Genomic DNA, 23,813 nt, shown 5'->3' with positions numbered 1-23,813 from the left:
TGTGAAGAATCTAGGTTCATGTTTCTAGATTATTGCTTCACTATGCGTTAGTCCCCCTATAACTACGCGAAATGGAGTTCTTAGTGGCTACTCAAGTATCAAAAAAACGCTTTAAGCATTTCTACGCCTCCGATCTTCGTGGGATTGGGCAACTAGCAACGCAAGCAACAGTGAGTGCAACCCGAATCGCTGAAGGTGTCCATCAGTCAGTTTGGCGTACGATGGGAGTGCCGGGTGGCTCTACCCCGGACCGTACCCGGGGTATCACAGGGTTTGTGTACAAGAACATCTATAAAATAACCGAGCTACTTGGGAGTGGGTTCGATAAAGTTCTGGAGAAATATCAACCTTGGCTTGAGTCCTTCGATGAAGGTAAGCCAGAGACTATTGAGCGTATTTCAGTGCTGTCAGCCCTTAACGGTGTGATGGGGGATAGGTTGGTCGAGCAGAACAGTCAATTTGCGATCCCGATGAGTTTCTATCACCAGCAAGAGCCTTTGTCTTTAGATGACTTACATGTCGACCAAATTCCACAAGCCACGTCGAAAGTACTGCTGATGATCCATGGGCTGTGCATGAATGATCGCCTCTGGCGAGGGGAGCATGGCGGGGTAGAAATCGATCATGGTCAGCATCTGTCTTCCTCGCTTGGCTATACCCCTGTTTATCTTCGTTATAATACCGGGCTGCATACGTCGCAAAATGGCAGGCAATTATCTGACTTGCTGGAGCAACTTGTAAAAAATTGGCCTGTCCCCGTAGAAGAGCTCTCAATTATTGCCCATAGCATGGGCGGGTTAGTGTCGAGAAGTGCCGTGCATTATGGCCAAGCTCAGGAAGCGTTATGGCCCAATGCTGTGAAAAAAATGGTATTTCTTGGGACTCCTCACCATGGCGCACCTCTGGAGCGTTTGGGAAATAAGTTGGGTGTTATTTTGAGTAAAACACCCTATACAGCGCCATTTAACCTTCTTAGCAACCTACGAAGTTCAGGTATCACCGACCTTCGTTACGGCTATGTCGTTGATGAAGATTGGCAAGGTACTGATCGTTTCCAAAACAAGCCTGACGAGCGGTCTGGGGTGCCTTTGCCAAACGACATCGACTGTTTCACTATCGCTGCCACAACGGCGAGTAAAAGAAGTTTGTTAGCTGAAAGACTGGTTGGCGATGGTCTCGTTCCACTAAATAGTGCGTTGGGGTATCACTCGGTTGACGAGCGACACCTTATGTTTGCTGAGACATCCCAGAAAGTATTTTATGAAATGAACCACAACCAGTTGCTCAGCGACCCGCAGGTCACCCAGCAAATTGAAATGTGGTTGCGCTAAGTCCTAGTTGGCTTTACTTCCTATCAGCAGGGTGATTCGCTATCCAATGCTTGGCGATATCGGTACGGGTAGTCACCCAGATATCGTCAAACCCGTTGATGTAATCAAGGAACTTCTTGAGTGCCTGAATCCGCCCAGGTTTACCCAAAATCCGGCAATGCATGCCAATCGACATCATCTTCGGTGAGGTTTCCCCTTCTTCGTACAAGCAATCAAATGTGTCTTTCAAATATTGGTAGAACTCTTCGCCATGGCTGAAGCCGTAAGGTGAGGAAAAGCGCATGTCGTTGACGTCCAGGGTGTAGGGCACCACCAGATGTGGCTTTTGGCCCGTTGGGGTATCAAGGGTGGTCCAGAACGGCAAGTCATCCCCATAGTAGTCAGAGTCGAACAGGATTGCTGGGTGCTCTGCGAGTAACTGGCGGGTGTGCTTTGAGTCCCGGCCGGTATACCAACCGACAACGGGCTTGCCCAGCATATCTTCCAAACGGGTTAGTGCCTGCGCCATATGTTCCCGTTCTTCGTCAACCGGCATATTTTGGTGGTGGATCCACTTCAGGCCATGGCATACCACATCATAGCCATTGTCGATTATCGCCTGGGTTACCGCCGGGTTGCGTTCAAGCGCGGTAGTGATGGCGAAAATCGTCAAAGGGAGCTGGCGCTTTTCGAATTCGTTGAATATGCGCCACACCCCGCTGCGAGAGCCATATTCATACAGGGATTCTATGCTCATATGGCGATCTGGGTAGGCTTCCGCCCCGGCGATTTCAGATAAGAAAGTCTCGGAGTGGGTGTCCCCATGAAGAATACAGTTCTCCCCACCTTCCTCGAAGTTCAGTACAAACTGTACCGCAAGTTTAGCATTATTGGGCCAGTTCGCGTGTGGCGGCTTGCCTGCATATCCGGCCATATCACGAGGTTTGAGGGTAGCATTTTGCGATAGAAGTGCGTCATCGTTGTTCATGGGTTAGTCCTCCTTGCCTGCAACTGCCGACCAATGCTGGTAGCGACCTGTGAAAGGTTTGGCAGGTGGCGGGGCATAGGTTGCAACCTTTGATGTTGATAAGGATAGCCGATGGAGGGATTCTGCCAGGCTGACGGCTGCAGTTACACCATCGATAACCGGCACACCCAGTTCACTCTGCAAGTCTGATACAAGGTCGGACATACCCGCACAACCGAGTACGATGGCTTCCGCACCGTCATAATGCAGGGTCTCCCGGCAAGCGGCTAAGAGTTGCTGGAAGGTTGCATTGTCGGTTTGCTCCAATGCCATAACAGGCAACTCGATAGCTCGGATGGCACAACAACGCTCCGTTAGGCCATAGCGTTGTAATAAGTGCTCAGCCGTTGGAATAGTACGTGCAAGGGTTGTGACCACTGAAAATCGATGGGAGACAAGGCTGGCAGCATGAAAAGCAGCCTGAGCAATACCAAGCACCGGTGCCTCGGTGAGCTCTTTGGCAGCATCTAGGGCAGGATCGCCAAAGCATGCAACAATATAGGCATCTGGCTTGCTTGGCTCTTGCTCGCACTCTTTGAGCACATCCAGTAACCCGGCTGAAGCCAATACTTCATCGCGGGCACATTCAATTGTCTCGGGGCCATGCTGTGGGGAGCAGGCGTTAACTTGGGTTGTTGGCAGGGCAATATGCTCTGCACATAGGGCGATTTTATCTGTCATACCCTGGCAGGTATTGGGGTTGATAAGCTGGATCCGCATCCGTGGGCTCCTAATAAATAGTGGATCTAATGAAAAAGGGCATCGAAATCGACAGGCTTATTGTCACTGTCGAATTGAAGGCTATCTTGTATCACTTCTAGGTGGTGCTTCATCCATATCGTGGCGGCCTGCACTTCGCCCTTGTCTAGCAGTGCTATTAATTCTATATGGCTGCCGCAATCACAGCCGACACTGTGTTTTGTGCCGAATACGGCAATGATCAATGAGGATCGAAAGGCCAACTGTTCGACAAACTGGGTTAGGGTGTCGTTATTCGCGACTTTGGCCAATTCAATGTGGAACAAGGCGGTATATTTGATAGCGGCGGCAAAATCATTGTTGCCCTTGGCTTTGTCCTCTTGCTCAATAACCTTTCTCAAAGCCTCTGCATGGTGTGCCTGCCAATGGTTGGCAATCGTTGGGATCAAGCCAGTCTCGATCAAAATACGACTTTCAAAAACTTCTTGCGCCTCAGTCGCTGACGGTGTCCTGACTTCTGCTCCTTTGTTGGGCTGGATAGTAATGAAGTTTTCTATTGCTAACTGCTGCAGTACTTTGCGGATTGCTGTTCGGCTGACCTTGAACCGTTCGGCCAGTTTATCTTCCGGCAAGCGAACGCCTGGCTCTAATTGCTGGGCAACTATCGCATCACGTATTTTGAGATAAATAGCATCGTATTGAATCATGGTTATCAGTCCATAAAACCCATTAAATACAATATAACGTTGAAGTGTATACAATTAGCTTAATTTAATTCTCACAATAAAAGCAAATAAACAAATAAGAAAATGCGATACGGATGTTTTAGCGCGCTAATAAGGGGCGGACCTGCATCATGTTGATGCAACTAATACCTTATTTTTGCTGCATATAGCCCTTTTAACCTTTGTTTTAAACGATTCGCAAAGTTGGCATGATGATTGTATACATCGATTGTATACGATTGTGAGAGGAAGATTATTATGGATAAGGAAATTAAAGGTGTAACAGTCAGTCCCAGATTAATTAATGATGATCTGGCACCTGAGAAAGAGCAGAAATGGGGTTGGTACAGTATTTTTGCTTTTTGGATGTCAGATGTTCACTCTGTTGGCGGCTATGTATTTGCAGCCAGTTTATTTGCATTAGGCTTAGCCAGTTGGCAAGTTTTCGTTTGTTTAATTTTAGGTATTTCGATAGTCCAGTATTTTGCCAATTTAATGGGTAAGCCGGGACAAAAAGCAGGTGTTCCATTCCCGGTTGTTTGCCGAATGTCATTTGGCGTGCTGGGGGCGAATATTCCAGCAGTAATACGTGGGTTAATCGCTGTCGTTTGGTATGGTATTCAAACCTTCCTCGCTTCAAGTGCCTTTATTGTTCTCATCCTTTATTTTGCACCGGAATATGGACGTTATACCGAAGGTTCATTTTTAGGTTTATCACCATTGGGTTGGTTTGGCTTTGTCTTTATGTGGATCACTCAGGCGATGGTCTTTATGTTCGGTATGGGTGCAATCCGTAAACTGATTGACTGGTCTGGCCCAGCTATTTATCTGGCAATGACATTGTTGACCGTTTGGATGGTCTACAAGGCAGGCTGGCAGAACATAGACTTCAACTTAAGTGAGTCATCACTTACGGGTTGGGACGCATTTACCCAAATGGCAGTAGCAACAGCACTAGTTGCAGGTTACTTTGCAGGCCCTACCTTGAACTTCAGTGATTTCTCTCGTTACTGCAGTTCTTATAAAGCACTGAAGTTTGGTAACTTCCTTGGTCTGCCGATTAACTTTGTTCTGTTCTCGCTATTCAGTGTCATTATTGTCGCCGCGTCTATGCCGGTATTTGGTGAAATCATTACAGACCCGATTGAAACCGTTCACCGTCTAGATAATGGCTTGGTGATTATTCTTGGTGCCTTTACCTTTATTCTGGCAACGATTGGTATCAATATCGTGGCTAACTTTGTTGCCCCGGCCTTTGATTTCTCTAATGTTTCACCACAAAAGATCAGCTTCAAAACGGGTGGTTTTATTGCAGCGATCGGCTCAGTATTAATTACACCTTGGAATTTATTCAATAACCCAGAAGTTATTCATTATACCGTAGATGTTCTAGCAGCAGTTATTGGCCCACTATACGGCATTATTATTATTGATTACTTCAAAATAAGAAAACAAGAAATTGATATCTCTGCTTTATATACCGAAGACAAAACTAGCCGTTATTGGTATCAGGGCGGGGTAAATAAACAAGCGGTTTATGCGTTAATTCCATCAACAGTAGCAGCACTATTCTCTTCGTTTGTTGTGGTTGAGTTGGCTAATTTCTCACTCTTTATTGGCGGTATTTTAGGTGCTGTGAGCTATTGGTTCTTGATGAGCTACGAGTGGCAGTTGAATGTAAAAAAGCGCAATCATGTAAGCATGAATGAAGCGTAATAATAGAAAAACAATATCTAATAATTATTCCAGAAATAACCTGTTGGCTGGAATGGAAAGTTAAGTATCAATGAACGTAAAAAGGAAATAGCTATGTTCAAAAAAGCGTTAGTTGGCTTTGTCAGCCTGTTATTGTGTTTTACTTCTATTATTGCCAGTGCAACACAACTCGAAGATATAAAGAAAAGCGGCGTGCTGAAAGTCGCCGTACCGCAGGATTTTCCTCCTTTTGGTTTTGTTAGCCGTGATATGAGCTTGCAAGGCTACGATATTGATATGGCTGAATACATTGCCAAGTCGATGGGGGTTCGATTGGAGTTGGTGCCGGTGACCAGTGCTAACCGGGTGCCTTACCTGCAAACCCGCAAAGTGGATTTGATTATCTCTAGCCTTGGAAAAAATGCCGAACGCCAGCGGGCAATTGATTTTAGTGAAGCCTATGCGCCGTTCTTCCTTGGCGTGTTCGGTAAGGAAGGGGTTGAAGTCAGTTCGGTAGAAGGTTTGTCAGGCCAGGTAGTCGGGGTGACACGTGGCTCGGTAGAAGATATTGAGTTGAGTAATTTGGCTGGAAAAGATGTCACTATCCGCCGATTTGAAGATAACAACACCACTATTTCGGCTTATGTTTCGGGTCAAGTTGATTTGATTGCAACCGGCAATGTGATTGCCAGTGAAATTGCCACCAAGTTCCCTAAGCGCCATCCGGAAACCAAGTTTGCTATCAAGAACTCGCCATGTTTTATCGGCGTTCGCAAAGGCCAAGAAGCCTTGCTGAGCGAAGTTAACGGCCTAATCAAACAAGCTCATACCAAAGGCAAGCTCAATGATATGTCTGTGAACTGGCTGAAAGCGCCATTGCCAACTGACCTAGCATCATAAGAGGTGGCAATGGATTACCAACTCGATTTTTCAGGGCTTTCGCCATATTACGGTGATTTGATCCAGGGGATCTGGCTGACCGTGCAGTTAGCCATTGTCACCACGGTGCTGGGTGTCGGTGTGGGTATCCTCGGGGCGGCAGTTCGCATCCGCCCCGCAGGGATGCTTAAACGTGTTGTCGGCGCTTACGTCGAAGTGGTGCGTAACACTCCCTTTATTGTTCAGCTCTTTTTTATCTTTTTCGGCCTACCGGCTATCGGGATGAAACTTTCCGCCTGGGAAGCCGGGATGATTGCCATGGTGGTTAACCTTGGCGCCTACAGTACCGAGATCCTGCGGGCTGGTATTGAGGCGATTCCAAAAGGGCAGTGGGAAGCGGCGAAAACCCTTGGCCTAAAACCTGTACAGGTGTTTGTCCGGGTGATTTTGCCGCAAGCTTTCCATCGCATCTCACCGGCTTTGATTAGCCAGTGCATCATCGTGATGCTGGGCTCCTCAGTGCTGTCACAGATTTCGGTCGAAGAGCTTACTTTTACCGCCAACTTTATTCAGTCACGTAACTTTTTGAGCTTTGAATCTTATTTGGTGACGGCGGCAATTTATCTAGGGCTGGCATTGGTGATGCGCTGGACGCTGGTGCAAATCAGCAACAAGTTATTCAAGACCCATGTGATGGGGAGGGTAGCTTAATGGTTGAATTTACTGACTGGGATATCTTCCGCAATCTGGCGCTTGCCGCAAGATGGACCGTACTGCTCTCTATTATTGCTTTCATCGGCGGCGGCATTGTCGCAGGGATCATGCTGATGTTACGCATGACCAAAAATGTCCTGCTGGTGGGCTTGGTTCGGGTTTATACCGAGGTGTTCCAGGGTACGCCTCTTCTTATGCAGCTGTTCTTGGCTTTCTTTGGCCTGTCATTGTTGGGTATTGATTTAGGTGCATGGACTGCTGCCAGTCTGGCGCTGACCTTATTTACCAGTGCCTATCTTTGTGAAATATGGCGTGGCTGTATCGACTCCCTGCCTAAGGGGCAATGGGAGGCAAGCCGTACATTGGGGCTGAATTACTTCCAAACCATGCGCTATGTGATTGTGCCGCAATCTATTCGTGTTGCGACCGCACCGACAGTCGGCTTTTCGGTTCAGGTTGTTAAAAACACAGCGTTGGCTTCGATTATCGGGTTTGTCGAGCTCACCAAAGCAGGAACCATGCTTAACAACGCGACTTTCGAGCCATTTAAAGTGTTTGCCCTAGTGGCTCTGTTCTACTTCGCGATTTGTTACCCACTTACCCGTTACAGCAAATATTTAGAAAGGAAGCTCAATGTCGCTGGTTAGTATCGATCAAGTACATAAATTCTATGGTGAGAACCATGTCCTTAAAGGCGTAGATCTCAAGGTAAAGGCCGGTGAAGTGGTATCCATCATCGGTAAATCGGGCTCAGGCAAGAGCACGCTGCTGCGTTGTATCAATGGTCTTGAGAATTATCAGGAAGGGGCGATTGTTGTTGCCAACCAGGCAGTGACTGACGACGAATACCAACTACGTCAGCTAAGCCGCAAAGTTGGCATGATCTTCCAGGGGTTCAACCTGTTTCCGCACATGACGGCAGGCGAGAACGTGATGCTGGCACCCAAGTTGGTATTAGGTAAAAGCCCTGAAGAGTGCCGTGAGTTAGCCATGGCGATGCTGGAGAAGGTCGGCATGGTTGAGAAGTTTGACCAGTACCCGACCAGTATGTCTGGTGGCCAGCAGCAGCGGGTGGCGATTGCCCGCTCGCTGGCCATGGCACCGAGTGTATTGCTTTGCGATGAAATCACCTCTGCGCTCGACCCTGAGTTAGTCGGTGAAGTGCTCAAGGTACTCGAAGATCTGGCCAAGGATGGCATGACCTTGGTTCTTGTGACCCACGAGATGAATTTCGCCCGAGATGTCGGTGACAGGGTGGTGTTTATGCACCAGGGCAAGGTATGGGAAACCGGCGAGAGTGAAGCAGTATTTGCCAACCCTCAAACGCCTGAACTGCAGCAGTTCTTATCGTCAGTGTTGTAGGAGGCGTGATGGATCAAAGCGTTTATTGCAGCCAAGGACCAAGTGTTTTACCACCGCTTGCTTCCCATGGGGTGTTGCAGGGCTACGAGTTTGTTTTCAAAGACTTGTTTGATGTTGAAGGGTATATCACCGGGGCGGGAAACCCAGCTTGGCTGGCAACCCATCAACCTTCCAAGCAAACATCGCCGCTGATTTTGAGCTTGTTGGCTAGCGGGGCGAAATGTGTCGGAAGGGTACAGACCGATGAACTGGCCTACAGCCTCAATGGCCAAAATACCCATTATGGCACCCCTGTTAATCCAGTAGCCCCACAGTGTTTGCCGGGAGGCTCATCCAGTGGCTCGGCGGTTGCTGTTGCCCAAGGAGATGCCCATTTTGCCCTGGGGACTGACACCGGTGGCTCTATCAGGGTACCAGCAAGTTACTGCGGATTATTCGGGTTGCGCCCGACCCACGGCGCGTTGTCATTGGATCATGCCTTTGCTCTAGCGACCTGTTTTGACACCGCAGGGATACTCGCTCGTGACATTTCTGTGCTGGATAAAGTCGCCCACACCTTGTTACCTGAGCTGGAAAGCCCGGATGAGATTGATGAAAAAACGGTATTTGGCATAGCGATAGACCGCGGCTTGTTTGATCTTGTTGATCAGCCTGTCGCAGACGAGATCCAGCCGTTATTGGGTAAGCTCGAAGAAGGTTACCGCGATCAATGTTATGCCAGCATTCTAGAAAAATGCGGCGTGACAACCGGCCAGCTTGCTGAGTGGTTTAAGTTGATCCAAGGCAGAAGCATCATTGATGAGCACCGTGATTGGCTGATGACCCATAAAAACACACTGGGCGACAGCATTGCCGATCGGGTCGAGATGGCGTTTACCATTACCGATCAGCAATACAGTGAAGCGCTAGAACAAGCTGTCATGTTTAAACAGCGCTTGTTAAAAGAGCTAGTTGGCTTAGGGGGCTGGTTGTTGATCCCGACGACACCGGGCTTGCCTCCTCTTCGAAATACCAGCCCGGAAAGCTTGGCGACTTACCGGCAAACCTTGTTGGGCTTTACTGCAATCGCAGGTTTATGCGGCCTGCCTCAATTGCACCTGCCTTTGGGAAAGCTGGATAGCAAGCCTTATGGGGTGTCATTGCTGGGTTTGCCGGGAACTGATTTGGCGCTGATCAACCAAGGGAAAAGGCTGATGGCGTGTTTGGGTAGCGAGAGAAACGCTAGGGAGGGAGTATGAGTCAGCAAGGAGTGAGCTTTACTGCGCCCCATTTTAAAGCAGCTGAAGCCGGGCAAGCTGTACTAGAAGCGGGTGGAACAGCCTGTGAGGCGATGGTCGCTGCCGCAGCAGCAGTGGCCGTTTATTACCCCCATATGAATGGTTTGGGTGGAGACAGTTTCTGGTTGGTCGCAAAAGCGGGGCAGGAGCCAATCACGATTGATGCGTGTGGCCGCAGTGCTCTAGGTATTGATACGGCTTATTGCCAACAGGCTGAACAAGCCGGTTTGCCTAGTTCAGGCGCGGGTGCGGCGCTGACCATGGCTGGAACGGTCTCTGGTTGGCAAAAAGCGTTGGCGATAGACAACTCGGGAACGTCACTGCTTGATTTGTTCCGAGTAGCGATAGAAGGTGCTGAGTCTGGGATTGAAGTGACAGATAGCCTGGCTGCCGCGAGCCGTAAAACATTTGAATCCCATAAAGATAATACCGCATTTGCGGCTACTTTTTTGCCTAATGGCCGCCCCCTTGAGCCAGGGGAAAGAGTGACTAATCCAGCGCTGGCTAATACCCTTCGTCGCCTTGCTGGTGCAGGATTGGATGATTTCTACCATGGTCAGTTGGCCGATTCGATGGCTGAGGACCTGAGTGCTGCGGGCAGTGTGTTGTCTCTTGCCGACTTTAACCAACACAAGGCGGAGTATGTTGCTCCTTTGTCTGTGAATATCTCCAAAGGCCGTCTTTACAATATGGATGCGCCGACCCAAGGCGTTGCTTCGTTATTGATTTTGGCCATTTACGATTTGCTGGCTGAAACGGCTACCACCGATGTTGACCACATGCATTTACTGGTGGAGGCGACAAAAAAAGCATTTCAGATCCGCAACCGTGTGGTGACTGATCCTCATTGTTTGTCACAGCCGCTGGCCGATTTCCTCCAGGCTGACCAGATAGCCCAGCTAGCTGCGGATGTCTCTCTCGACACGGCGGCACCATGGCCTGAGCAAGCGGTTCCCGGTGATACTGTTTGGATGGGAGCGGTTGATCAATATGGCACCATGGTAAGTTTTATCCAGAGTGTGTACTGGGAGTTTGGCTCGGGTGTGATGCTGCCGCAAACCGGTATTGTCTGGAACAACCGCGGTGTGTCTTTCAGTACCGATCCCAATCACCATAATGCACTGGCAGCATCAAAGAAGCCTTTCCATACGTTGAACCCGGCCTATGCGGAACTCTCCGATGGCAGCAGGATGGTTTACGGCACCATGGGCGGGGAAGGCCAGCCTCAAACCCAAGCCTGCCTGTTTAGCCGATACCACTATCAGGGCGATAGTTTAGCGGAGTCTATTGCCAAGCCCCGCTGGTTATTAGGGCGAACATGGGGGGATGACAACCACCACCTGCGCCTAGAACAATCACTTTATCAACAAGCCTCAGGCGAGTTAGCCGGAAGAGGCCACCAACTTGCTTGTGTCGATGATCTCTCAGAGCTGATGGGCCATGCCGGCGCTATTGTGTGCCAGCCTGATGGCCAGATTGAAGCAGCCACCGATCCACGCAGTGACGGACAGTTTTTTATAAGGAAGTAATGATGACAAACCCAATTTTCGAGACCTTGAACCCACCACAACGTTTATTAATGGGGCCTGGGCCTATCAATGCGTATCCGCGTGTCTTGCAGGCGATGTCTAATCAATTGATTGGCCAATATGATCCTGTGATGACCGGTTACATGCAGCAAGTCCAGCAGCTTTACCGCGGGGTCTTTAATACCAGCAACGAAGCCACGCTGTTGATTGATGGGACTGCGCGTGCCGGGATCGAAGCGGTATTGGTGTCTGCCCTGAAGCCGGGCGACAAGGTGCTGATCCCTGTCATTGGCCGATTTGGCCACTTGCTGTGTGAAATTGCCCACCGTGTCGGCGCAGAGATCCGGACTATCGATGTGGAATGGGGCGAGGTGTGCGATCCGGAATTGGTCGAAAAAGAAATAAAGTCGTTCCAGCCTAAGCTTTTGGCGACAGTGCAGGGGGATACGTCTACCACCATGAATCAGCCGTTGGCTGAAATCGGTGAGATATGCCGCCGGCATGGCGTGTTGTACTACTGTGATGCGACCGCGTCAGTGGGGGGGAATGCGCTGAAGGTAGACGAATGGCACTTGGATGCGGTCTCTGTCGGCTTGCAAAAATGCCTTGGCGGACCGTCAGGTAGCGCCCCAATCACGCTGAGCGATGGCTTTGTCAGCGAGATCAGCAAGCGCCGCCATATCGAGCTGGGTCTTCGCACCGATCAGCACTGTGCGGGAAGCGAACCAATGATCCGCTCAAACTATTTTGATTTGCCTATGATCCTTGATTATTGGGGAGAAGAGCGGCTCAACCACCATACCGAAGCGACGACGATGCTCTATGCTGCCCGAGAGTGTGCCCGCCTGTTTCTAGAAGAAGGCGAAGAGTCTGTGCTTGCACGTCATGAAGTAGCTGGACGAGCGATGGCGCTTGGCTTGAAGGCAATGGGGCTGAAATTGTTCGGTAACCAGAAATATAAGATGAACAATGTGGTAGGTGTTTATATCCCACAGCAGCTTGATGGCGAAGCGGTTCGCGGTGAGTTGCTGAACCTGTTCGGTATTGAAATCGGCACATCATTTGGACCATTACATGGCAAAATTTGGCGTATCGGTACCATGGGTTACAACGCCCGCCAAGAAGCGGTGTTGTCGACACTGGCAGCGTTGGAGGCGGTTTTGGTCAAACACAAAACCGCGATCAATACCGGTGTGGGTGTGCAGGCAGCAATGGCCTGTTATGCCGCATTTGAAAAGTAGGGGGGCGGATGACAGATACAAGCTTCCGCCAGTTGGCTGAAACCGTGTTAGCCCAAGCTGAGCATCTTGCCATGCTGAGCGAATCAACAACTGAATTAACCCGCTGCTATCTGACAGAACAACACCAACAAACCAATCAGGCAGTTCATGAATGGATGCACAATGTGGGGATGCAGACCTGGACAGATGCTGTGGGCAATGCCTGGGGGCGGTTGCCAGCTTTAGATAGTCAAGCTAGAGGCACTTCATTGATCCCTAGAGTTATTATCGGCTCCCACATTGATACAGTCCGAAATGCAGGCAAATATGATGGCATGTTGGGGGTGTTAGCAGGCATCTCGGTTGCAGCGAAGCTACAGTCTAGGGCTTTACCCTTTCACCTCGATGTTGTGGCCTTCGGTGACGAGGAAGGGACGCGCTTTGGACAAACATTGATTGGCTCATCGGCAGTTGCCGGTGAGTGGGATCCCAATTGGCTAGAATTGGTTGATGATAATGGTGTCAGCCTAAGTGAGGCGATGGTTGAGTTTGGTTTAGCGCCTCGTGAAGCAGCAAAAGCCAGTTGTGCCAAAGAACCTGTGACTGCTTATTTGGAGCTTCATATTGAGCAGGGACCAGTATTAGAAGCTAAAGACTTACCGGTTGGCGCGGTGACCGGTATTGCCGGTGCCAAAAGGTATCATTTTGAAGTGACAGGGATGGCAGGTCATGCCGGCACAGTGCCAATGACGCAACGTCAGGATGCGCTGGCGGGTACGGCTGAAATGATACTGGCGATAGAAACCGTTGCGAACAATGTCAAAGATGTCGTTGCCACGGTGGGGCAGGTTTCCGCAGCGCCTGGGGCGGTGAATGTGATTGCGGGCAAGGCGGGTTTTAGTTTGGATATCCGCAGTCTAGATGAAGCTGAACTTGCAAAGGCCGAGCGTGCGATCTTCCAGCAGGTCGATGCTATTGTGGCACGGCGTGGCTTGGTTGCGAGCTATCAGAAAATTCACCGAGCAGCTAGCGTTGAGTGTGCTCCCGAGCTTACTGGGATTATTGCCGCAGCCTGTGAAAAGGTCACCAGAAAAAGTCCATTGAGCTTGCCAAGCGGCGCAGGCCACGACGCGATGGCAATGGCACATTGCTGCCCGGTAGGCATGGTGTTTGTTCGTTGCCATAAAGGGATCAGCCATCACCCTGCCGAAGCGGTACTGCTTGATGATGTTGCGGCTGGTCTGGAAGTGCTATGTGAATCGGTACTTGCTCTGGCTTTAGATAAAGAGAGTTCGCTGGGAGGGAACCAATGATGAGTGAGCTAATGGATCTACTACCTGATCTCTGTGATGCATATGGTGACGATGTCACGTTGGTCCCCATTCCTTTTCAGCACTTTGGCGCCAAGCCGATTTTTTTTGGCCAAGCCGTCACCCTGCGCTGCTTCCATGATAACCAGCTGCTGATTGATACATTGCAGCAGGACGGCAAGGGGAAAGTGCTGGTGGTCGATGGTGGTGGCTCGTTGGCAAGGGCTTTGATTGGTGATCAGTTTGCCCAGCTGGCTATTGATAATGGCTGGGAAGGTATTGTGATTAACGGTGCGGCTCGTGATATTGCCCAGTTATCCCAAATGCCTATCGGGATTAAAGCGCTGGCGCCATGCCCTTTTCGAGCAGACAAACTCGGCAAAGGTGAGTTGAATGTGTCCTTGCTGCTGGCTGGGGCAGAAGTGGAGCCGGGCCACTATATCTATGCCGACCTTAATGGGGTGCTAGTTAGCCCTGAGCTTTTTGATAGCCCAGGGCTTTTGGTAAGCTAAGCTCAATGACTAGGCAAAAGAAAACCCAGCGGCAATGAATGATTGCTGCTGGGTTTATTGTTATGCCCGCTTATTTTTCCTGCTGATCTTCAAACAGCAGGTTGATGGCAATACTCACCAATACCAAGCCAGCGATTGGCGCTAGAACCGCCAATGGCGCACGTTCTATGTAAGGTAAGCTTTCTGCAATTAACAGTCCCCATTCTGGATGGGGCGGCTTTGCGCCCAAGCCAATGAAGCTCAATGCCGTCAGGCTTAAGGTGATTGGCGGAAAACGCATCACCGTGTGCTTTAGCAATGGCGGTAAAATATAAGGAAGTTGATAGTGCCTCAACATTCGCCAACGGCCTACACCCCAAAGCGGCGCTAACCGGATATGTGGCTGTGCCCTAGCCTCAAGCAACAGGCTGGAACAATGGGAAGCCAACGGCGCCCATGATACCAAGACCACCGCAATCAACGCGCTGTTGGGATGCATACCTGAAAGCCCGGCAACCAGTAAGCCCGCGACGATATACGGTGTCCCTTTCGTCACTTCAATCAAGCCTTGGCTGAGCTTGGTATTGAAGCCCATGATAAGACCGACCAGTAAGCTGAGGAGTGTCGCTAGCACACCCATGCTAAGGGTGGAGAGCATCCCTTGTCCTACTCGGGCTAACAAGTCACGGCCAACCGCATCAGAACCTAACGGCGCAGCTAAACTTGGTGAGATCAAGCGACCGAACTGGCTGGTGTAGGGATCACGCATTTCTGCCCACAAGGCAAATCCAACTAACAAGATGAAGATTGACGCACTGACCACACGTTTTGCACGACTTTTGGTAAAGCCGAGTGGTGAGTTACTGCTGATCAACTTGCCACTTTTCAACCCTTGCCCTAGCCACAGATGCTGGAAAAGGATCGTCAAACTACTGATAGCTATCGACAGCACCAGAAGGAACAGCAAGCCCCCCTGTAAGGTTGGGAGATCCTGCGCAGCGGTTGCCCCTAGCGTTAGTCGGCCAATCCCCGGGATAGAGAATATGTGTTCGACAGTTACCGCCCCGCCAGTCAGGCCAATGACGATCATCGCTATCTGAGGCAATAGGTTAGTCAGCGCACGGCGCAGCGCATAGCGGCCAATATGTACTGAACTAATATTGGCACTGAGCCAGGTGATAACCCAAGGCTCATCCAACACCCGCCGCAAGCTATCGTTGAGTAGCTTGGTAAACAGGCCCGTTGCTGGCAGTGCCAGTGCAAGGCTCGGTAACCAGATGTTTTGCCAACCCTGCCAGCCATAAGGCGGCAATAAATTGAGCCAAATGGCAAAAAACAAGATCAGCAAGGTGGCTATCACGTACTCAGGCAAAGTGATGAGTACCGTACTGATACTGCCATTGAGCTTATCCAGTCGGTTCCGTCGCCATTGCCACATGGTGTGCTGGACACTGATAGCACAGAACAACAAGGTTAGGCCAAATGCACAACCCATTAACAGTAACGAGGTACCAGCGGCACTCATGATTGATTCACTGACAGGACTGCCGTCAATCCAGGAGACACCGAGGTCACCCTGAAATAATGAGGTGAGCCAGTCCCAAAGCCGCTCCAAGCTAGTTCGGTGCAGTCCCAGATCTTGGCGGACTGCTTCTAAGGCCTCAGGTGTCATCATACGCTGTTGCCCCGAACGGGCACGCAGAATCGCCTGGGTAGGATCAATGCCGGCAATGTCCGGCAATAAGCCAACCAGCACGACCATGGCAGACAGCGCACCAGCGCGTGACAGCCATGGTAGCGAGCGATTTAGCATAGGAGAACCTGATAGGTTGGCTAATCGCATTTTGCTTAGTTCACATCCGTAAATTCAGTGACCAGCAGGCGCTCGCGTGGGTCACGCTCTGCATTTTGAACGCGCAGGCTTTCACCTTGGATAACACGTTCGTGCAGCAGAGGAATTGCTGCGTATTGGCCAAGAATCATCTGCTCAGCTGCAATGGTCGCTTTCTGGCGGGCTTCACCTAGAGGCTGAAGATCAGCATGGGTCAGTGCCTTATCCACTTCTTCTGAACAGAATTGGCCCAAGTTGAATGAGCCTTCACAGCCGAAATCACTCATCATGTAAGCGACTGGGTCACCTGAATCGAGTACTGTGGCACGTGATAGCATGAAGATATCAAAGTTACCGGCAAGGGCATCATTTTCGATCTGGGCGTACTCACGGATATCCAGCTCTACATTAAAGCCTGCACTTTCAAGTTGCTGTTTAACTAGTACCGCAACCTCCGGAAGCTCTGCACGGTCGGTAAAGGTACCTAGGACAATTTTCTCGCCATTGGCCTTGCCTTGTTCAAGTGCTGGCGCGTCAGGGCGAAGTGGGGCTGCCCAAGCCAGAGCTGGACCTAACAGGCCATTTGCTTTGTCCGCACGATTTTCGTAAACCGTTTTGATGATCTGCTCACGGTCAATCGCTGCGGCAGCAATTTTACGCATTTCAAGCTTGCTAAATACTTCAGACGAGTTGTTCAGGTAAAGCGTATTGGTACGAGGCATGCTGACTTCGTGAAGCAGTTCAGGGTCAATCATCGCTAGCTGGGAAACAGGCACGGCTTCCACGACGTCTGCTTTACCGGTGCGCAGTGCAGCGGCACGGGCAAAACCGTCCGGCACATACTCAGCAGTAACACGTGCGACTTTCGCCTTCTCACCCCAGTAATCATCAAAACGTTCTAGTTTGGCGCTGGTCGCACCGTTAATCTCGGTCAGGATGAATGGGCCACTACCGGTACGGGTTGGGTTTACGCGGCCATCGTCTTGGTAGGCACTTGTGGCAAGGATAGAAAGCTGCGGGCTAGAAAGGCGGCTTGGCAGTAGTGGGTCGTTAAACTCGGTTTTAATTTCTACACGCATGTCATCCAGGGCACGTACTTGCCATTCGATGCCGTCGATAATACGTGGCTTTGGTGCTGCCGCGAAGGCTTTCTCTAGAGAATTAACGACAGTTTCGGCTGTCAGTTTGCTGCCATCATGGAAGGTGACACCATCACGGAGTGTAAATTGCCAAGTCAGATCATCAACCTGTTTCCACTCAGTCGCGAGTTTTGGTAAAGCTTCCGCTTGTGGGTTCAACTCAATAAGCGTCTCAGCTGTTCTCCAACGAGAAAGTTTGAACGCATCATCAGATAACGGCGAAAGGCCAGTACGTGGAGGCTGCATCATGGCAAGATGAATTTCAGCGCCTTCGCTCTCGGCTGTGTTTTCTGTTGAAGAGTCGAAACAACCACTCAGGGCTAGCATTAGGCCAGCGGCAACAGTGGTTTTAAGCAGGTTTGAGGGCATGATAATGTCCTTGATAATCATAGTTAGCTCGCAATAGCTTGCGATGGAAATTGCATATCTATCAGCGATTGGCTGGTAGGGTGGGTTGGGTTGTCAAAAATCTCAGTAGCAGTGCCGTATTCAACGGCTTGGCCTTTATCTAGGACTAAGATCTCATCACATAATTCTTTGGCCGCGCTCAGGTCATGGGTAACCAGTAGTAGCCGCATATCTCTTTGTTTCTGCAAGTGACTTAGCAGATCAAGAATGTACTGGCGGCTGACAGGGTCAAGACTGCTGGTGGGCTCATCAGCGACTAAAACACAAGGCTCAACAACGAGTGCCCTGGCAATTGCAACCCGCTGGGCTTGGCCCAGAGAAAGTTGGTTTGATTTATGCTCAAGCAGATCAGCACTTAGGTTGACATCTGCGAGCGCGTTAAGCAGACGCTGCTCGCAACCCTCAGTCAAACCGACGCAATGTTGCGGTTCGGTCAGGATTTCCCTCACGGTGTAGTGAGGGTTCAGGCTGGTGTGCGGTTCCTGCGGGATAAGCTGTATATGGCGGCACAACTGCTGGCGCTGTTGCGCTGAAATCTGAGAAAGCGGTTGTTCGCAAAGGTAAACTTCACCTTCACTGATCTGGCGCAGGCCAAACAGCAATTCAATCAGGGTGGATTTGCCTGCTCCGGATGGACCAACAACCGCTAGGCTTTGTTGATCAATATCCAAATTCAGTTTGTTAAGTGCGACAAAGGGCTTTCCGCCTAACCAGCGCGGCCTTGAGTAATAGTGCACACTGACATTCTCGAAATGAAGTTGGGCTGAGCCCCTGTTGTGATGATGCATGTGTGCTCCTATACCATCAGCTGGCGTAGCTGGTGGCAAAATGGGTGCTGGCTTTCTAGTAGAGCTTGTTGTGGTTTGCCGTAGGCAATCATTTGCCCCTCATCGATAACCACGAGCTTGTCGCAAGCTAGTGCACTGTGCAGGTCATGGGTGATCAAGACTCCAGCAATCCCTTGTTGTTTGATGCTGCTGCGCAGCAAGTCGAGAATTTCCCGCTCTGTCACAGGATCCAATGCGCTGGTGGGTTCATCGGCAATCAAGACAGGGGCGCTGCCAAGCAGTGCCATGGCAATACAAATTCGTTGGCGTTGGCCGCCTGAAAGCTGGCTCGGGTAATGCTTGAGAGTTTGTTCCGGTTGTTCAAAACCAAGTTGTCCGAGCAAAGAACAGATGACTTCTTTGTCCTTACCTTGTTTAGATTTACCCGCATTGAGCGCTAAGCTCAGCTGTGTGCCGATACGTGCTAGAGGGTTCAGCGCCTGTAGGGGATCCTGGAAGATGACTGCAGCACGTTGCTCTGGGGTACGATTGAGCAATGGAATTTGTGCAACCTCATTGCCTGTAATACGTATCTCCCCCTGTGGTCGAATACCTTTCGGGAGAAAACCAGCAATGGCTTTCGACATCATTGACTTTCCGATACCCGATGGCCCCATAACCGCCAAGATTTCTCCGGCCTTAACTTCAAAGGTGATGTTTTGAAACAGCGAACCCTTATCATGATTAAGGCTTAACTGGTTGACGGAAAGTAATGGTGCGGTCATCTGGCTATCGAACTATTGGTGTTATGTTATAAAGTAACAATAGTATTCATTTTTATCTGTATGACAAGAGGTATTTTTGAATAAAAAGGAGTGTTTTTGTGGGTAGAAAAGCGCTTTTATGCACTTTTTTTGCTAGTTATTTGGTGTTTTATAAAATCATCTGCACGGCGAAAAACAGTAGGAAATGTCAGGTTGTTATGGTAATAATTCTCATTTTCTGCTGGTTTCGGCCAAAAGTTCGCTTTACCAAGGCTAAAAATCGGCTTTCCTATCTCATTAACAGGCGACATTTTGCGCTCTTGGGACGGTCCAAACACGTCCCTACAATTTGTATCTGAACGATTAAAATCATGGCGTTAACAAACAAAGACTATTACAAGATTGCAATTCCATTCATTATTTCGACGGTGACCCAGCCTTTGCTTGGCGCTGTCGATACGGCGGTTATTGGCCGCTTGGGAATTGCTGAGCTTATTGGCGGTGTTGCTATCGGTACCGTTATCATGAATACCCTTTACTGGCTGTTTGGCTTTTTCCGTGTGAGCACCACCGGCCAGAGTGCGATTGCCATGGGCAAGAATTGCAATGAAGCCAAGGCCAGCAGTTTGCTGCGACCTTTTGTCCTGTCAGGACTAGTCGGTTTGATCTTTATTTTGAGCCAATCGCTAATTTGGCAAGGGGCACTATGGGTTATAGAGCCTGCTGCGGATGTGGCTGTTCACGCTAAGACTTACTTTGATATCTTGATCTTCGGTGCACCTTTGGTGCTGCTCAACTACACCGTGATTGGGTGGTTGATGGGGCAGGCTAAGGTGAAGGAAGTCCTGTTTACCCAGGTCTTCGGTAATGTGCTTAACATTGTCCTCGATGCGATTTTTGTCCTTTGGTTTGACTTCGGTGTCGCCGGTGTTGCGTTTGCCAGTTTGATTGCCCAAGCGACAACCTTTGCGATTGGTATGGCGTTGGTGGTTAAATCAAGCGACTTCTCTATGCTGCATTACATTGGCTTGGCGCGAATGAGCAAGGCAGATCTCAAGACCATTATCGCATCGAATTCTGATTTGATGCTGCGTACCGTGTGTATTCTTATTTTCTTCAACATGATGGCTAGAACCGGCTCTCGTCTTGGTGCCGATGTGCTGGCGACCAATGCTATCCTGATGCAAGTGACCTTTATTGTCAGCTATATGTTCGATGGTGTTGCTAATGCATCGAGTGTCTTTTCCGGTAAAGCGGTGGGTGAAAAGAACCCTGGGTTGCTTAAAGATGTACTGCGGCTCAACTTCCAATGGACGACATTGTTTGTAGTGGTGATGACGGCCTTTATTGCCTTGTTTAAAAATGACTTAGTGTTGCTGTTTACCCAAATCCCATCGATCATTAATTTGTTTGAAGATATGTCAGCTTGGCTATTGTTGTTCCCGTTGGTGGCAGGCTATGGCTTGACGGTTTATGGCATTTTTACTGGCACAGGCACTACTCGCCCGGTGCGTAATTCAAGTATTGCGACTTTATTGGTGTTCCTTTTGGTTGCCTACTTTGCTGTTGAGGCAATGGGTAATCATGGCCTTTGGCTAGCCTTTACACTGTTTTATGTCGGCCGTTTTGCTTTTTTGTACCCTTCGATATCCCAAGTGAGAGAAAAGTGTTTGTGATTCAATAGGGTTATCAATCGTTAAGAGGGAGGTGTACCCATAGCCTAAGATTAAAGCGAGTAACTATTGTCAGCAAAGAGAGTTGTATTGTGAACATAGTGAACGTTGATCAAGGCAATATGCAGGTATACCTCCATTTATCACAGCCTTACGAAGCTGAATTTTCGGTGTACACCAAGAAGGTCCCCGATGAGAGCGGGCTCTTCGCTATGGATACCTTAATTGGCGGCAACGTGATGGGTTTTTTGCTGTATATCGATAATGCCCCAGCGGGTTTGGCTGCTATTGCAGAAACCTCTAAAGGCCATTACGAAGTCTGTGATTTCTATGTCGTGCCGATTTTCCGCAAGAATAAGATGGGGCAGCAGTTTGCCCATCAGTTGTTTACCATGATGCCCGGCGAGTGGGAAAGTAAGCAAATTGAAGGGGCCGTGCATGCGATCGCTTTTTGGCGCAGGGCAATAGGTGCCTTCACCCACGAACACTTTGTGGAAGATATCTACCAGGATCCATACTGGGGGCCGGTAACCCGTCAGAATTTCTCGACATTGCCAGCCTAGGGCTACTCAACAGTTCTCCAACTATGTATCTATTATCAATCCTCCTGCGATCTCATTTTGATGGTGGGGAAGGAGGATTGGCCAGCAGCTTGCCCCTTGTCTATTTTTTAAAACACGCCCACCTTTCAAGTCGCCCTATTGAAACTGAAGATGCGGTATTTTACTTTGGTTTTACTTTTGTGCTTTGTTGCATATCGTCATATCACGAAATAAGTAAAAATTCGTGTCAGGGTGGTGACTATTCCCCTTATTGTATTACAATAGCATTAATTGATTTATACCAATCCCCATACACTTTCATTGATATAAGAGAGTTAGCATGAGCAACCAAAAGTCTCTTGATGCGATCAGGAAGATGAAGCTGGAAAACGATACTTCAGCTGGTAACCTTGTAGACCTACTCCCTATCGAAGTTCAAAAGCGTGACTTCGACCTTTCTTTCCTAGACAACTTGAGCGAAGAGCGTCCTCGTCTTCTGGTTCAAGCTAAAGATCTAGCAGATTTTAAAGCGAAGGTGCAGGCTGATGAGTCATACTGCATGTTCGACGATTTCTGGAACAACTCAACCGTTAAGTTCCTAGACACAGAACCGTACGCAGAGCCTCAGCCTTACCCAGAAGAAACAGTGGGTAAAGCGTCACTATGGCGTCCTTACTGGCGTCAAATGTACGTTGATTGCCAGATGGCTCTTAACGCAACACGTAACCTGGCAATTGCCGGTATCGTGAAAGAAGACGAAGAGCTAATTGCGAAAGCAAAAGCTTGGACTCTAAAGCTTTCTACTTACGATCCAGAAGGCGTGACTTCTCGTGGCTACAACGATGAAGCAGCATTCCGTGTCATCGCAGCAATGGCTTGGGGTTACGACTGGCTACACGCTCACTTCACAGACGAAGAGCGTCAGCAAGTTCAAGACGCACTGATTGAGCGTCTAGACGAAATCATGCACCACCTGAAAGTAACGGTTGATCTACTGAACAACCCACTAAACAGCCACGGTGTTCGTTCTATCTCTTCTGCGATCATCCCGACTTGTATTGCGCTATACCATGACCACCCGAAAGCGGGCGAGTACATTGCTTACGCACTAGAGTACTACGCAGTACACTACCCGCCATGGGGCGGTGAAGACGGCGGTTGGGCTGAAGGTCCTGATTACTGGAACACCCAGACTGCATTCCTAGGCGAAGCATTCGACCTATTGAAAGCCTACTGTGGCGTAGATATGTTCAACAAGACATTCTACGAAAACACTGGTGACTTCCCGTTATACTGTATGCCTGTTCACTCGAAGCGTGCGAGCTTCTGTGACCAGTCTTCAATCGGTGACTTCCCAGGCCTGAAACTGGCTTACAACATCAAGCACTACGCAGGTGTTAACCAGAAGCCAGAGTACGTTTGGTACTACAACCAGCTTAAAGGTCGTGATACTGAAGCGCACACCAAGTTCTACAACTTCGGTTGGTGGGACTTCGGCTACGACGATCTTCGTTTCAACATCCTATGGGATGCACCTGAAGAGAAAGCACCGTCTAACGACCCACTGCTGAAAGTGTTCCCAATCACTGGTTGGGCGGCGTTCCACAACAAGATGACTGAGCGTGATAACCACATCCACATGGTATTCAAGTGTTCACCATTTGGTTCTATCTCTCACTCACACGGTGATCAGAACGCATTCACTCTACACGCATTCGGTGAGACCCTAGCAGCTATCACTGGCTACTACGGTGGCTTCGGTGTAGACATGCACACCAAGTGGCGTCGTCAAACGTTCTCGAAGAACCTACCTCTATTCGGCGGTAAGGGTCAGTACGGCGAGAACAAAAACACAGGCTACGAAAACCACCAAGACCGCTTCTGTATCGAAGCGGGCGGCCAGATCACTGACTTCGATACTGAGTCTGACGTGAAAATGGTTGAAGGTGATGCGACGGCTTCTTACAAGTACTTCGTACCTGAAATCGAGTCTTACAAGCGTAAGATCTGGTTCGTACAGGGCAAAGTATTCGTGATGCAGGACAAGGCGACACTTTCTGAAGAGAAAGACATGACTTGGCTAATGCACACTACATTTGCAAACGAAGTGGCTGACAAGTCATTCACTATTCGTGGTGAGAAAGCGCATCTAGACGTGAACTTCATCAACGAGTCTGCAGACAACATTCTTTCTGTTAAGAACGTTGAAGGCTTCGGCGAGGTTGACCCATACGAGTACAAGGATCTAGAAATCCACCGTCACGTAGAGGTTGAGTTCGGCGCGGCTAAAGAGCACAACATCCTAACGCTACTTGTTCCTAACAAGAACAACGGCGAGCAGGTTGAGGTGTCTCACAAGCTTGAAGGCAACACGCTAATGCTAACTGTTGACGGCGAAACCGTTACTATCGAGCTGTAATCAGCCGAACAGTTTAAGCCTGTTCTAGATAC

General features: G+C 49.4%; 22 protein-coding genes. 14 read left to right on the top strand and 8 right to left on the bottom strand.

Annotation, left to right across the window (positions count from 1 at the left end; translation table 11 throughout):
* The first annotated feature begins 83 nt into the window (after window positions 1-83).
* Window positions 84-1,331 (top strand): PGAP1-like alpha/beta domain-containing protein, encoded by a 1,248-nt coding sequence (locus ACXAD4_RS20535; RefSeq protein ID WP_475243779.1) that lies wholly within the window; start codon window positions 84-86, stop codon window positions 1,329-1,331.
* A 13-nt stretch (window positions 1,332-1,344) separates the two neighbouring features.
* On the opposite strand, the gene puuE is transcribed toward ACXAD4_RS20535, so the two are convergent.
* The 3 genes from puuE to ACXAD4_RS20520 are packed head-to-tail and all read right to left on the bottom strand — an operon-like array spanning window position 1,345 to window position 3,743.
* Complete coding sequence (puuE, locus tag ACXAD4_RS20530) at window positions 1,345-2,298, bottom strand: allantoinase PuuE (protein ID WP_475243778.1); 954 nt, start codon at window positions 2,296-2,298, stop codon at window positions 1,345-1,347.
* Window positions 2,299-2,301: 3 nt separating this feature from the next.
* Window positions 2,302-3,057, bottom strand: coding sequence for an aspartate/glutamate racemase family protein (locus ACXAD4_RS20525; RefSeq protein ID WP_475243776.1), 756 nt, complete (start codon window positions 3,055-3,057; stop codon window positions 2,302-2,304).
* Between the two features lie 26 nt (window positions 3,058-3,083).
* Window positions 3,084-3,743, bottom strand: coding sequence for a GntR family transcriptional regulator (locus tag ACXAD4_RS20520; RefSeq protein WP_475243775.1), 660 nt, complete (start codon window positions 3,741-3,743; stop codon window positions 3,084-3,086).
* A gap of 276 nt (window positions 3,744-4,019) precedes the next feature.
* On the opposite strand from ACXAD4_RS20520, the gene ACXAD4_RS20515 reads away from it, so the two are divergent.
* The 10 genes from ACXAD4_RS20515 to ACXAD4_RS20470 all read left to right on the top strand — a co-directional run bounded on the left by ACXAD4_RS20515 (window position 4,020) and on the right by ACXAD4_RS20470 (window position 14,259).
* Window positions 4,020-5,477, top strand: a complete 1,458-nt coding sequence (locus ACXAD4_RS20515) for an NCS1 family nucleobase:cation symporter-1 (RefSeq protein ID WP_475243774.1) — start codon at window positions 4,020-4,022, stop codon at window positions 5,475-5,477.
* A 93-nt stretch (window positions 5,478-5,570) separates the two neighbouring features.
* The gene (locus tag ACXAD4_RS20510) at window positions 5,571-6,356 is read left to right on the top strand and encodes a transporter substrate-binding domain-containing protein (RefSeq protein WP_475243773.1); all 786 of its coding nucleotides are present in this window, start codon (window positions 5,571-5,573) and stop codon (window positions 6,354-6,356) included.
* 9 nt (window positions 6,357-6,365) lie between these two features.
* Entirely contained in the window at window positions 6,366-7,046 is a 681-nt protein-coding gene (locus tag ACXAD4_RS20505) for an amino acid ABC transporter permease (protein ID WP_281027955.1), read from the top strand.
* Window positions 7,046-7,696, top strand: a complete 651-nt coding sequence (locus ACXAD4_RS20500) for an amino acid ABC transporter permease (protein ID WP_475243771.1) — start codon at window positions 7,046-7,048, stop codon at window positions 7,694-7,696. The genes ACXAD4_RS20505 and ACXAD4_RS20500 overlap by 1 nt, the downstream gene beginning before the upstream one ends.
* Window positions 7,683-8,411, top strand: a complete 729-nt coding sequence (locus ACXAD4_RS20495) for an amino acid ABC transporter ATP-binding protein (RefSeq protein ID WP_475243769.1) — start codon at window positions 7,683-7,685, stop codon at window positions 8,409-8,411. The genes ACXAD4_RS20500 and ACXAD4_RS20495 overlap by 14 nt, the downstream gene beginning before the upstream one ends.
* Before the next feature lie 8 nt (window positions 8,412-8,419).
* Window positions 8,420-9,649 carry an amidase gene (locus ACXAD4_RS20490; RefSeq protein ID WP_475243768.1) on the top strand — a complete coding sequence of 410 codons (1,230 nt, stop codon included), beginning with the start codon at window positions 8,420-8,422 and terminating at the stop codon, window positions 9,647-9,649.
* Window positions 9,646-11,217 (top strand): gamma-glutamyltransferase family protein, encoded by a 1,572-nt coding sequence (locus tag ACXAD4_RS20485; protein WP_475243767.1) that lies wholly within the window; start codon window positions 9,646-9,648, stop codon window positions 11,215-11,217. The genes ACXAD4_RS20490 and ACXAD4_RS20485 overlap by 4 nt, the downstream gene beginning before the upstream one ends.
* Window positions 11,218-11,219: 2 nt before the next feature.
* Window positions 11,220-12,458, top strand: a complete 1,239-nt coding sequence (locus tag ACXAD4_RS20480) for a pyridoxal-phosphate-dependent aminotransferase family protein (RefSeq protein WP_475243766.1) — start codon at window positions 11,220-11,222, stop codon at window positions 12,456-12,458.
* An 8-nt stretch (window positions 12,459-12,466) separates the two neighbouring features.
* The gene (locus ACXAD4_RS20475; RefSeq protein ID WP_475243765.1) at window positions 12,467-13,750 is read left to right on the top strand and encodes an allantoate amidohydrolase; all 1,284 of its coding nucleotides are present in this window, start codon (window positions 12,467-12,469) and stop codon (window positions 13,748-13,750) included.
* Entirely contained in the window at window positions 13,747-14,259 is a 513-nt protein-coding gene (locus ACXAD4_RS20470) for a putative 4-hydroxy-4-methyl-2-oxoglutarate aldolase (protein ID WP_475243764.1), read from the top strand. The genes ACXAD4_RS20475 and ACXAD4_RS20470 overlap by 4 nt, the downstream gene beginning before the upstream one ends.
* A 70-nt stretch (window positions 14,260-14,329) precedes the next feature.
* On the opposite strand, the gene ACXAD4_RS20465 is transcribed toward ACXAD4_RS20470, so the two are convergent.
* From ACXAD4_RS20465 to ACXAD4_RS20445, 5 genes are all read right to left on the bottom strand, one after another.
* Window positions 14,330-16,051 carry an ABC transporter permease subunit gene (locus ACXAD4_RS20465; protein ID WP_475243763.1) on the bottom strand — a complete coding sequence of 574 codons (1,722 nt, stop codon included), beginning with the start codon at window positions 16,049-16,051 and terminating at the stop codon, window positions 14,330-14,332.
* A 35-nt stretch (window positions 16,052-16,086) separates the two neighbouring features.
* Window positions 16,087-17,577: an ABC transporter substrate-binding protein gene (locus ACXAD4_RS20460; protein WP_475243762.1), complete on the bottom strand. Its 1,491-nt coding sequence runs from the start codon at window positions 17,575-17,577 to the stop codon at window positions 16,087-16,089.
* A 23-nt stretch (window positions 17,578-17,600) separates the two neighbouring features.
* Window positions 17,601-18,404, bottom strand: coding sequence for an ABC transporter ATP-binding protein (locus tag ACXAD4_RS20455; RefSeq protein ID WP_475243761.1), 804 nt, complete (start codon window positions 18,402-18,404; stop codon window positions 17,601-17,603).
* Between the two features lie 8 nt (window positions 18,405-18,412).
* Window positions 18,413-19,168 (bottom strand): ATP-binding cassette domain-containing protein, encoded by a 756-nt coding sequence (locus ACXAD4_RS20450; protein ID WP_475243760.1) that lies wholly within the window; start codon window positions 19,166-19,168, stop codon window positions 18,413-18,415.
* 116 nt (window positions 19,169-19,284) lie between these two features.
* Complete coding sequence (locus ACXAD4_RS20445) at window positions 19,285-19,458, bottom strand: hypothetical protein (RefSeq protein ID WP_475243759.1); 174 nt, start codon at window positions 19,456-19,458, stop codon at window positions 19,285-19,287.
* 60 nt (window positions 19,459-19,518) lie between these two features.
* Here ACXAD4_RS20445 and ACXAD4_RS20440 point away from each other — a divergent pair, with 60 nt between their 5' ends.
* From ACXAD4_RS20440 to ACXAD4_RS20430, 3 genes are all read left to right on the top strand, one after another.
* On the top strand, window positions 19,519-20,823 hold the full coding sequence (locus tag ACXAD4_RS20440; protein ID WP_475243757.1) for an MATE family efflux transporter: 1,305 nt from the start codon (window positions 19,519-19,521) through the stop codon (window positions 20,821-20,823).
* A gap of 89 nt (window positions 20,824-20,912) precedes the next feature.
* Complete coding sequence (locus tag ACXAD4_RS20435) at window positions 20,913-21,383, top strand: GNAT family N-acetyltransferase (protein ID WP_475243755.1); 471 nt, start codon at window positions 20,913-20,915, stop codon at window positions 21,381-21,383.
* A gap of 319 nt (window positions 21,384-21,702) precedes the next feature.
* The gene (locus tag ACXAD4_RS20430; RefSeq protein WP_475243754.1) at window positions 21,703-23,781 is read left to right on the top strand and encodes a DUF4962 domain-containing protein; all 2,079 of its coding nucleotides are present in this window, start codon (window positions 21,703-21,705) and stop codon (window positions 23,779-23,781) included.
* Window positions 23,782-23,813: the final 32 nt, after the last annotated feature.

This window comes from Photobacterium sp. AWH4_225 (assembly GCF_056158405.1).
The sequence above is the reverse complement of the archived record's forward strand: the minus strand, read 5'-3'. Positions and strand labels throughout refer to the sequence as shown.

Excerpts from the sequence above, each read along its gene's own strand:
- ACXAD4_RS20510 (WP_475243773.1), top strand. The coding sequence starts at position 5,571 with ATGTTCAAAAAAGCGTTAGTTGGCTTTGTCAGCCTGTTATTGTGTTTT.
- ACXAD4_RS20505 (WP_281027955.1), top strand. The coding sequence starts at position 6,366 with ATGGATTACCAACTCGATTTTTCAGGGCTTTCGCCATATTACGGTGAT.
- ACXAD4_RS20485 (WP_475243767.1), top strand. The coding sequence starts at position 9,646 with ATGAGTCAGCAAGGAGTGAGCTTTACTGCGCCCCATTTTAAAGCAGCT.
- ACXAD4_RS20500 (WP_475243771.1), top strand. The coding sequence starts at position 7,046 with ATGGTTGAATTTACTGACTGGGATATCTTCCGCAATCTGGCGCTTGCC.
- ACXAD4_RS20430 (WP_475243754.1), top strand. The coding sequence starts at position 21,703 with ATGAGCAACCAAAAGTCTCTTGATGCGATCAGGAAGATGAAGCTGGAA.
- ACXAD4_RS20465 (WP_475243763.1), bottom strand. The coding sequence starts at position 16,051 with ATGCTAAATCGCTCGCTACCATGGCTGTCACGCGCTGGTGCGCTGTCT.
- puuE (WP_475243778.1), bottom strand. The coding sequence starts at position 2,298 with ATGAACAACGATGACGCACTTCTATCGCAAAATGCTACCCTCAAACCT.
- ACXAD4_RS20455 (WP_475243761.1), bottom strand. The coding sequence starts at position 18,404 with ATGCATCATCACAACAGGGGCTCAGCCCAACTTCATTTCGAGAATGTC.
- ACXAD4_RS20475 (WP_475243765.1), top strand. The coding sequence starts at position 12,467 with ATGACAGATACAAGCTTCCGCCAGTTGGCTGAAACCGTGTTAGCCCAA.
- ACXAD4_RS20440 (WP_475243757.1), top strand. The coding sequence starts at position 19,519 with ATGGCGTTAACAAACAAAGACTATTACAAGATTGCAATTCCATTCATT.
- ACXAD4_RS20520 (WP_475243775.1), bottom strand. The coding sequence starts at position 3,743 with ATGATTCAATACGATGCTATTTATCTCAAAATACGTGATGCGATAGTT.
- ACXAD4_RS20525 (WP_475243776.1), bottom strand. The coding sequence starts at position 3,057 with ATGCGGATCCAGCTTATCAACCCCAATACCTGCCAGGGTATGACAGAT.
- ACXAD4_RS20460 (WP_475243762.1), bottom strand. The coding sequence starts at position 17,577 with ATGCCCTCAAACCTGCTTAAAACCACTGTTGCCGCTGGCCTAATGCTA.
- ACXAD4_RS20480 (WP_475243766.1), top strand. The coding sequence starts at position 11,220 with ATGACAAACCCAATTTTCGAGACCTTGAACCCACCACAACGTTTATTA.
- ACXAD4_RS20490 (WP_475243768.1), top strand. The coding sequence starts at position 8,420 with ATGGATCAAAGCGTTTATTGCAGCCAAGGACCAAGTGTTTTACCACCG.
- ACXAD4_RS20470 (WP_475243764.1), top strand. The coding sequence starts at position 13,747 with ATGATGAGTGAGCTAATGGATCTACTACCTGATCTCTGTGATGCATAT.
- ACXAD4_RS20450 (WP_475243760.1), bottom strand. The coding sequence starts at position 19,168 with ATGACCGCACCATTACTTTCCGTCAACCAGTTAAGCCTTAATCATGAT.
- ACXAD4_RS20515 (WP_475243774.1), top strand. The coding sequence starts at position 4,020 with ATGGATAAGGAAATTAAAGGTGTAACAGTCAGTCCCAGATTAATTAAT.
- ACXAD4_RS20445 (WP_475243759.1), bottom strand. The coding sequence starts at position 19,458 with ATGTCGCCTGTTAATGAGATAGGAAAGCCGATTTTTAGCCTTGGTAAA.
- ACXAD4_RS20495 (WP_475243769.1), top strand. The coding sequence starts at position 7,683 with ATGTCGCTGGTTAGTATCGATCAAGTACATAAATTCTATGGTGAGAAC.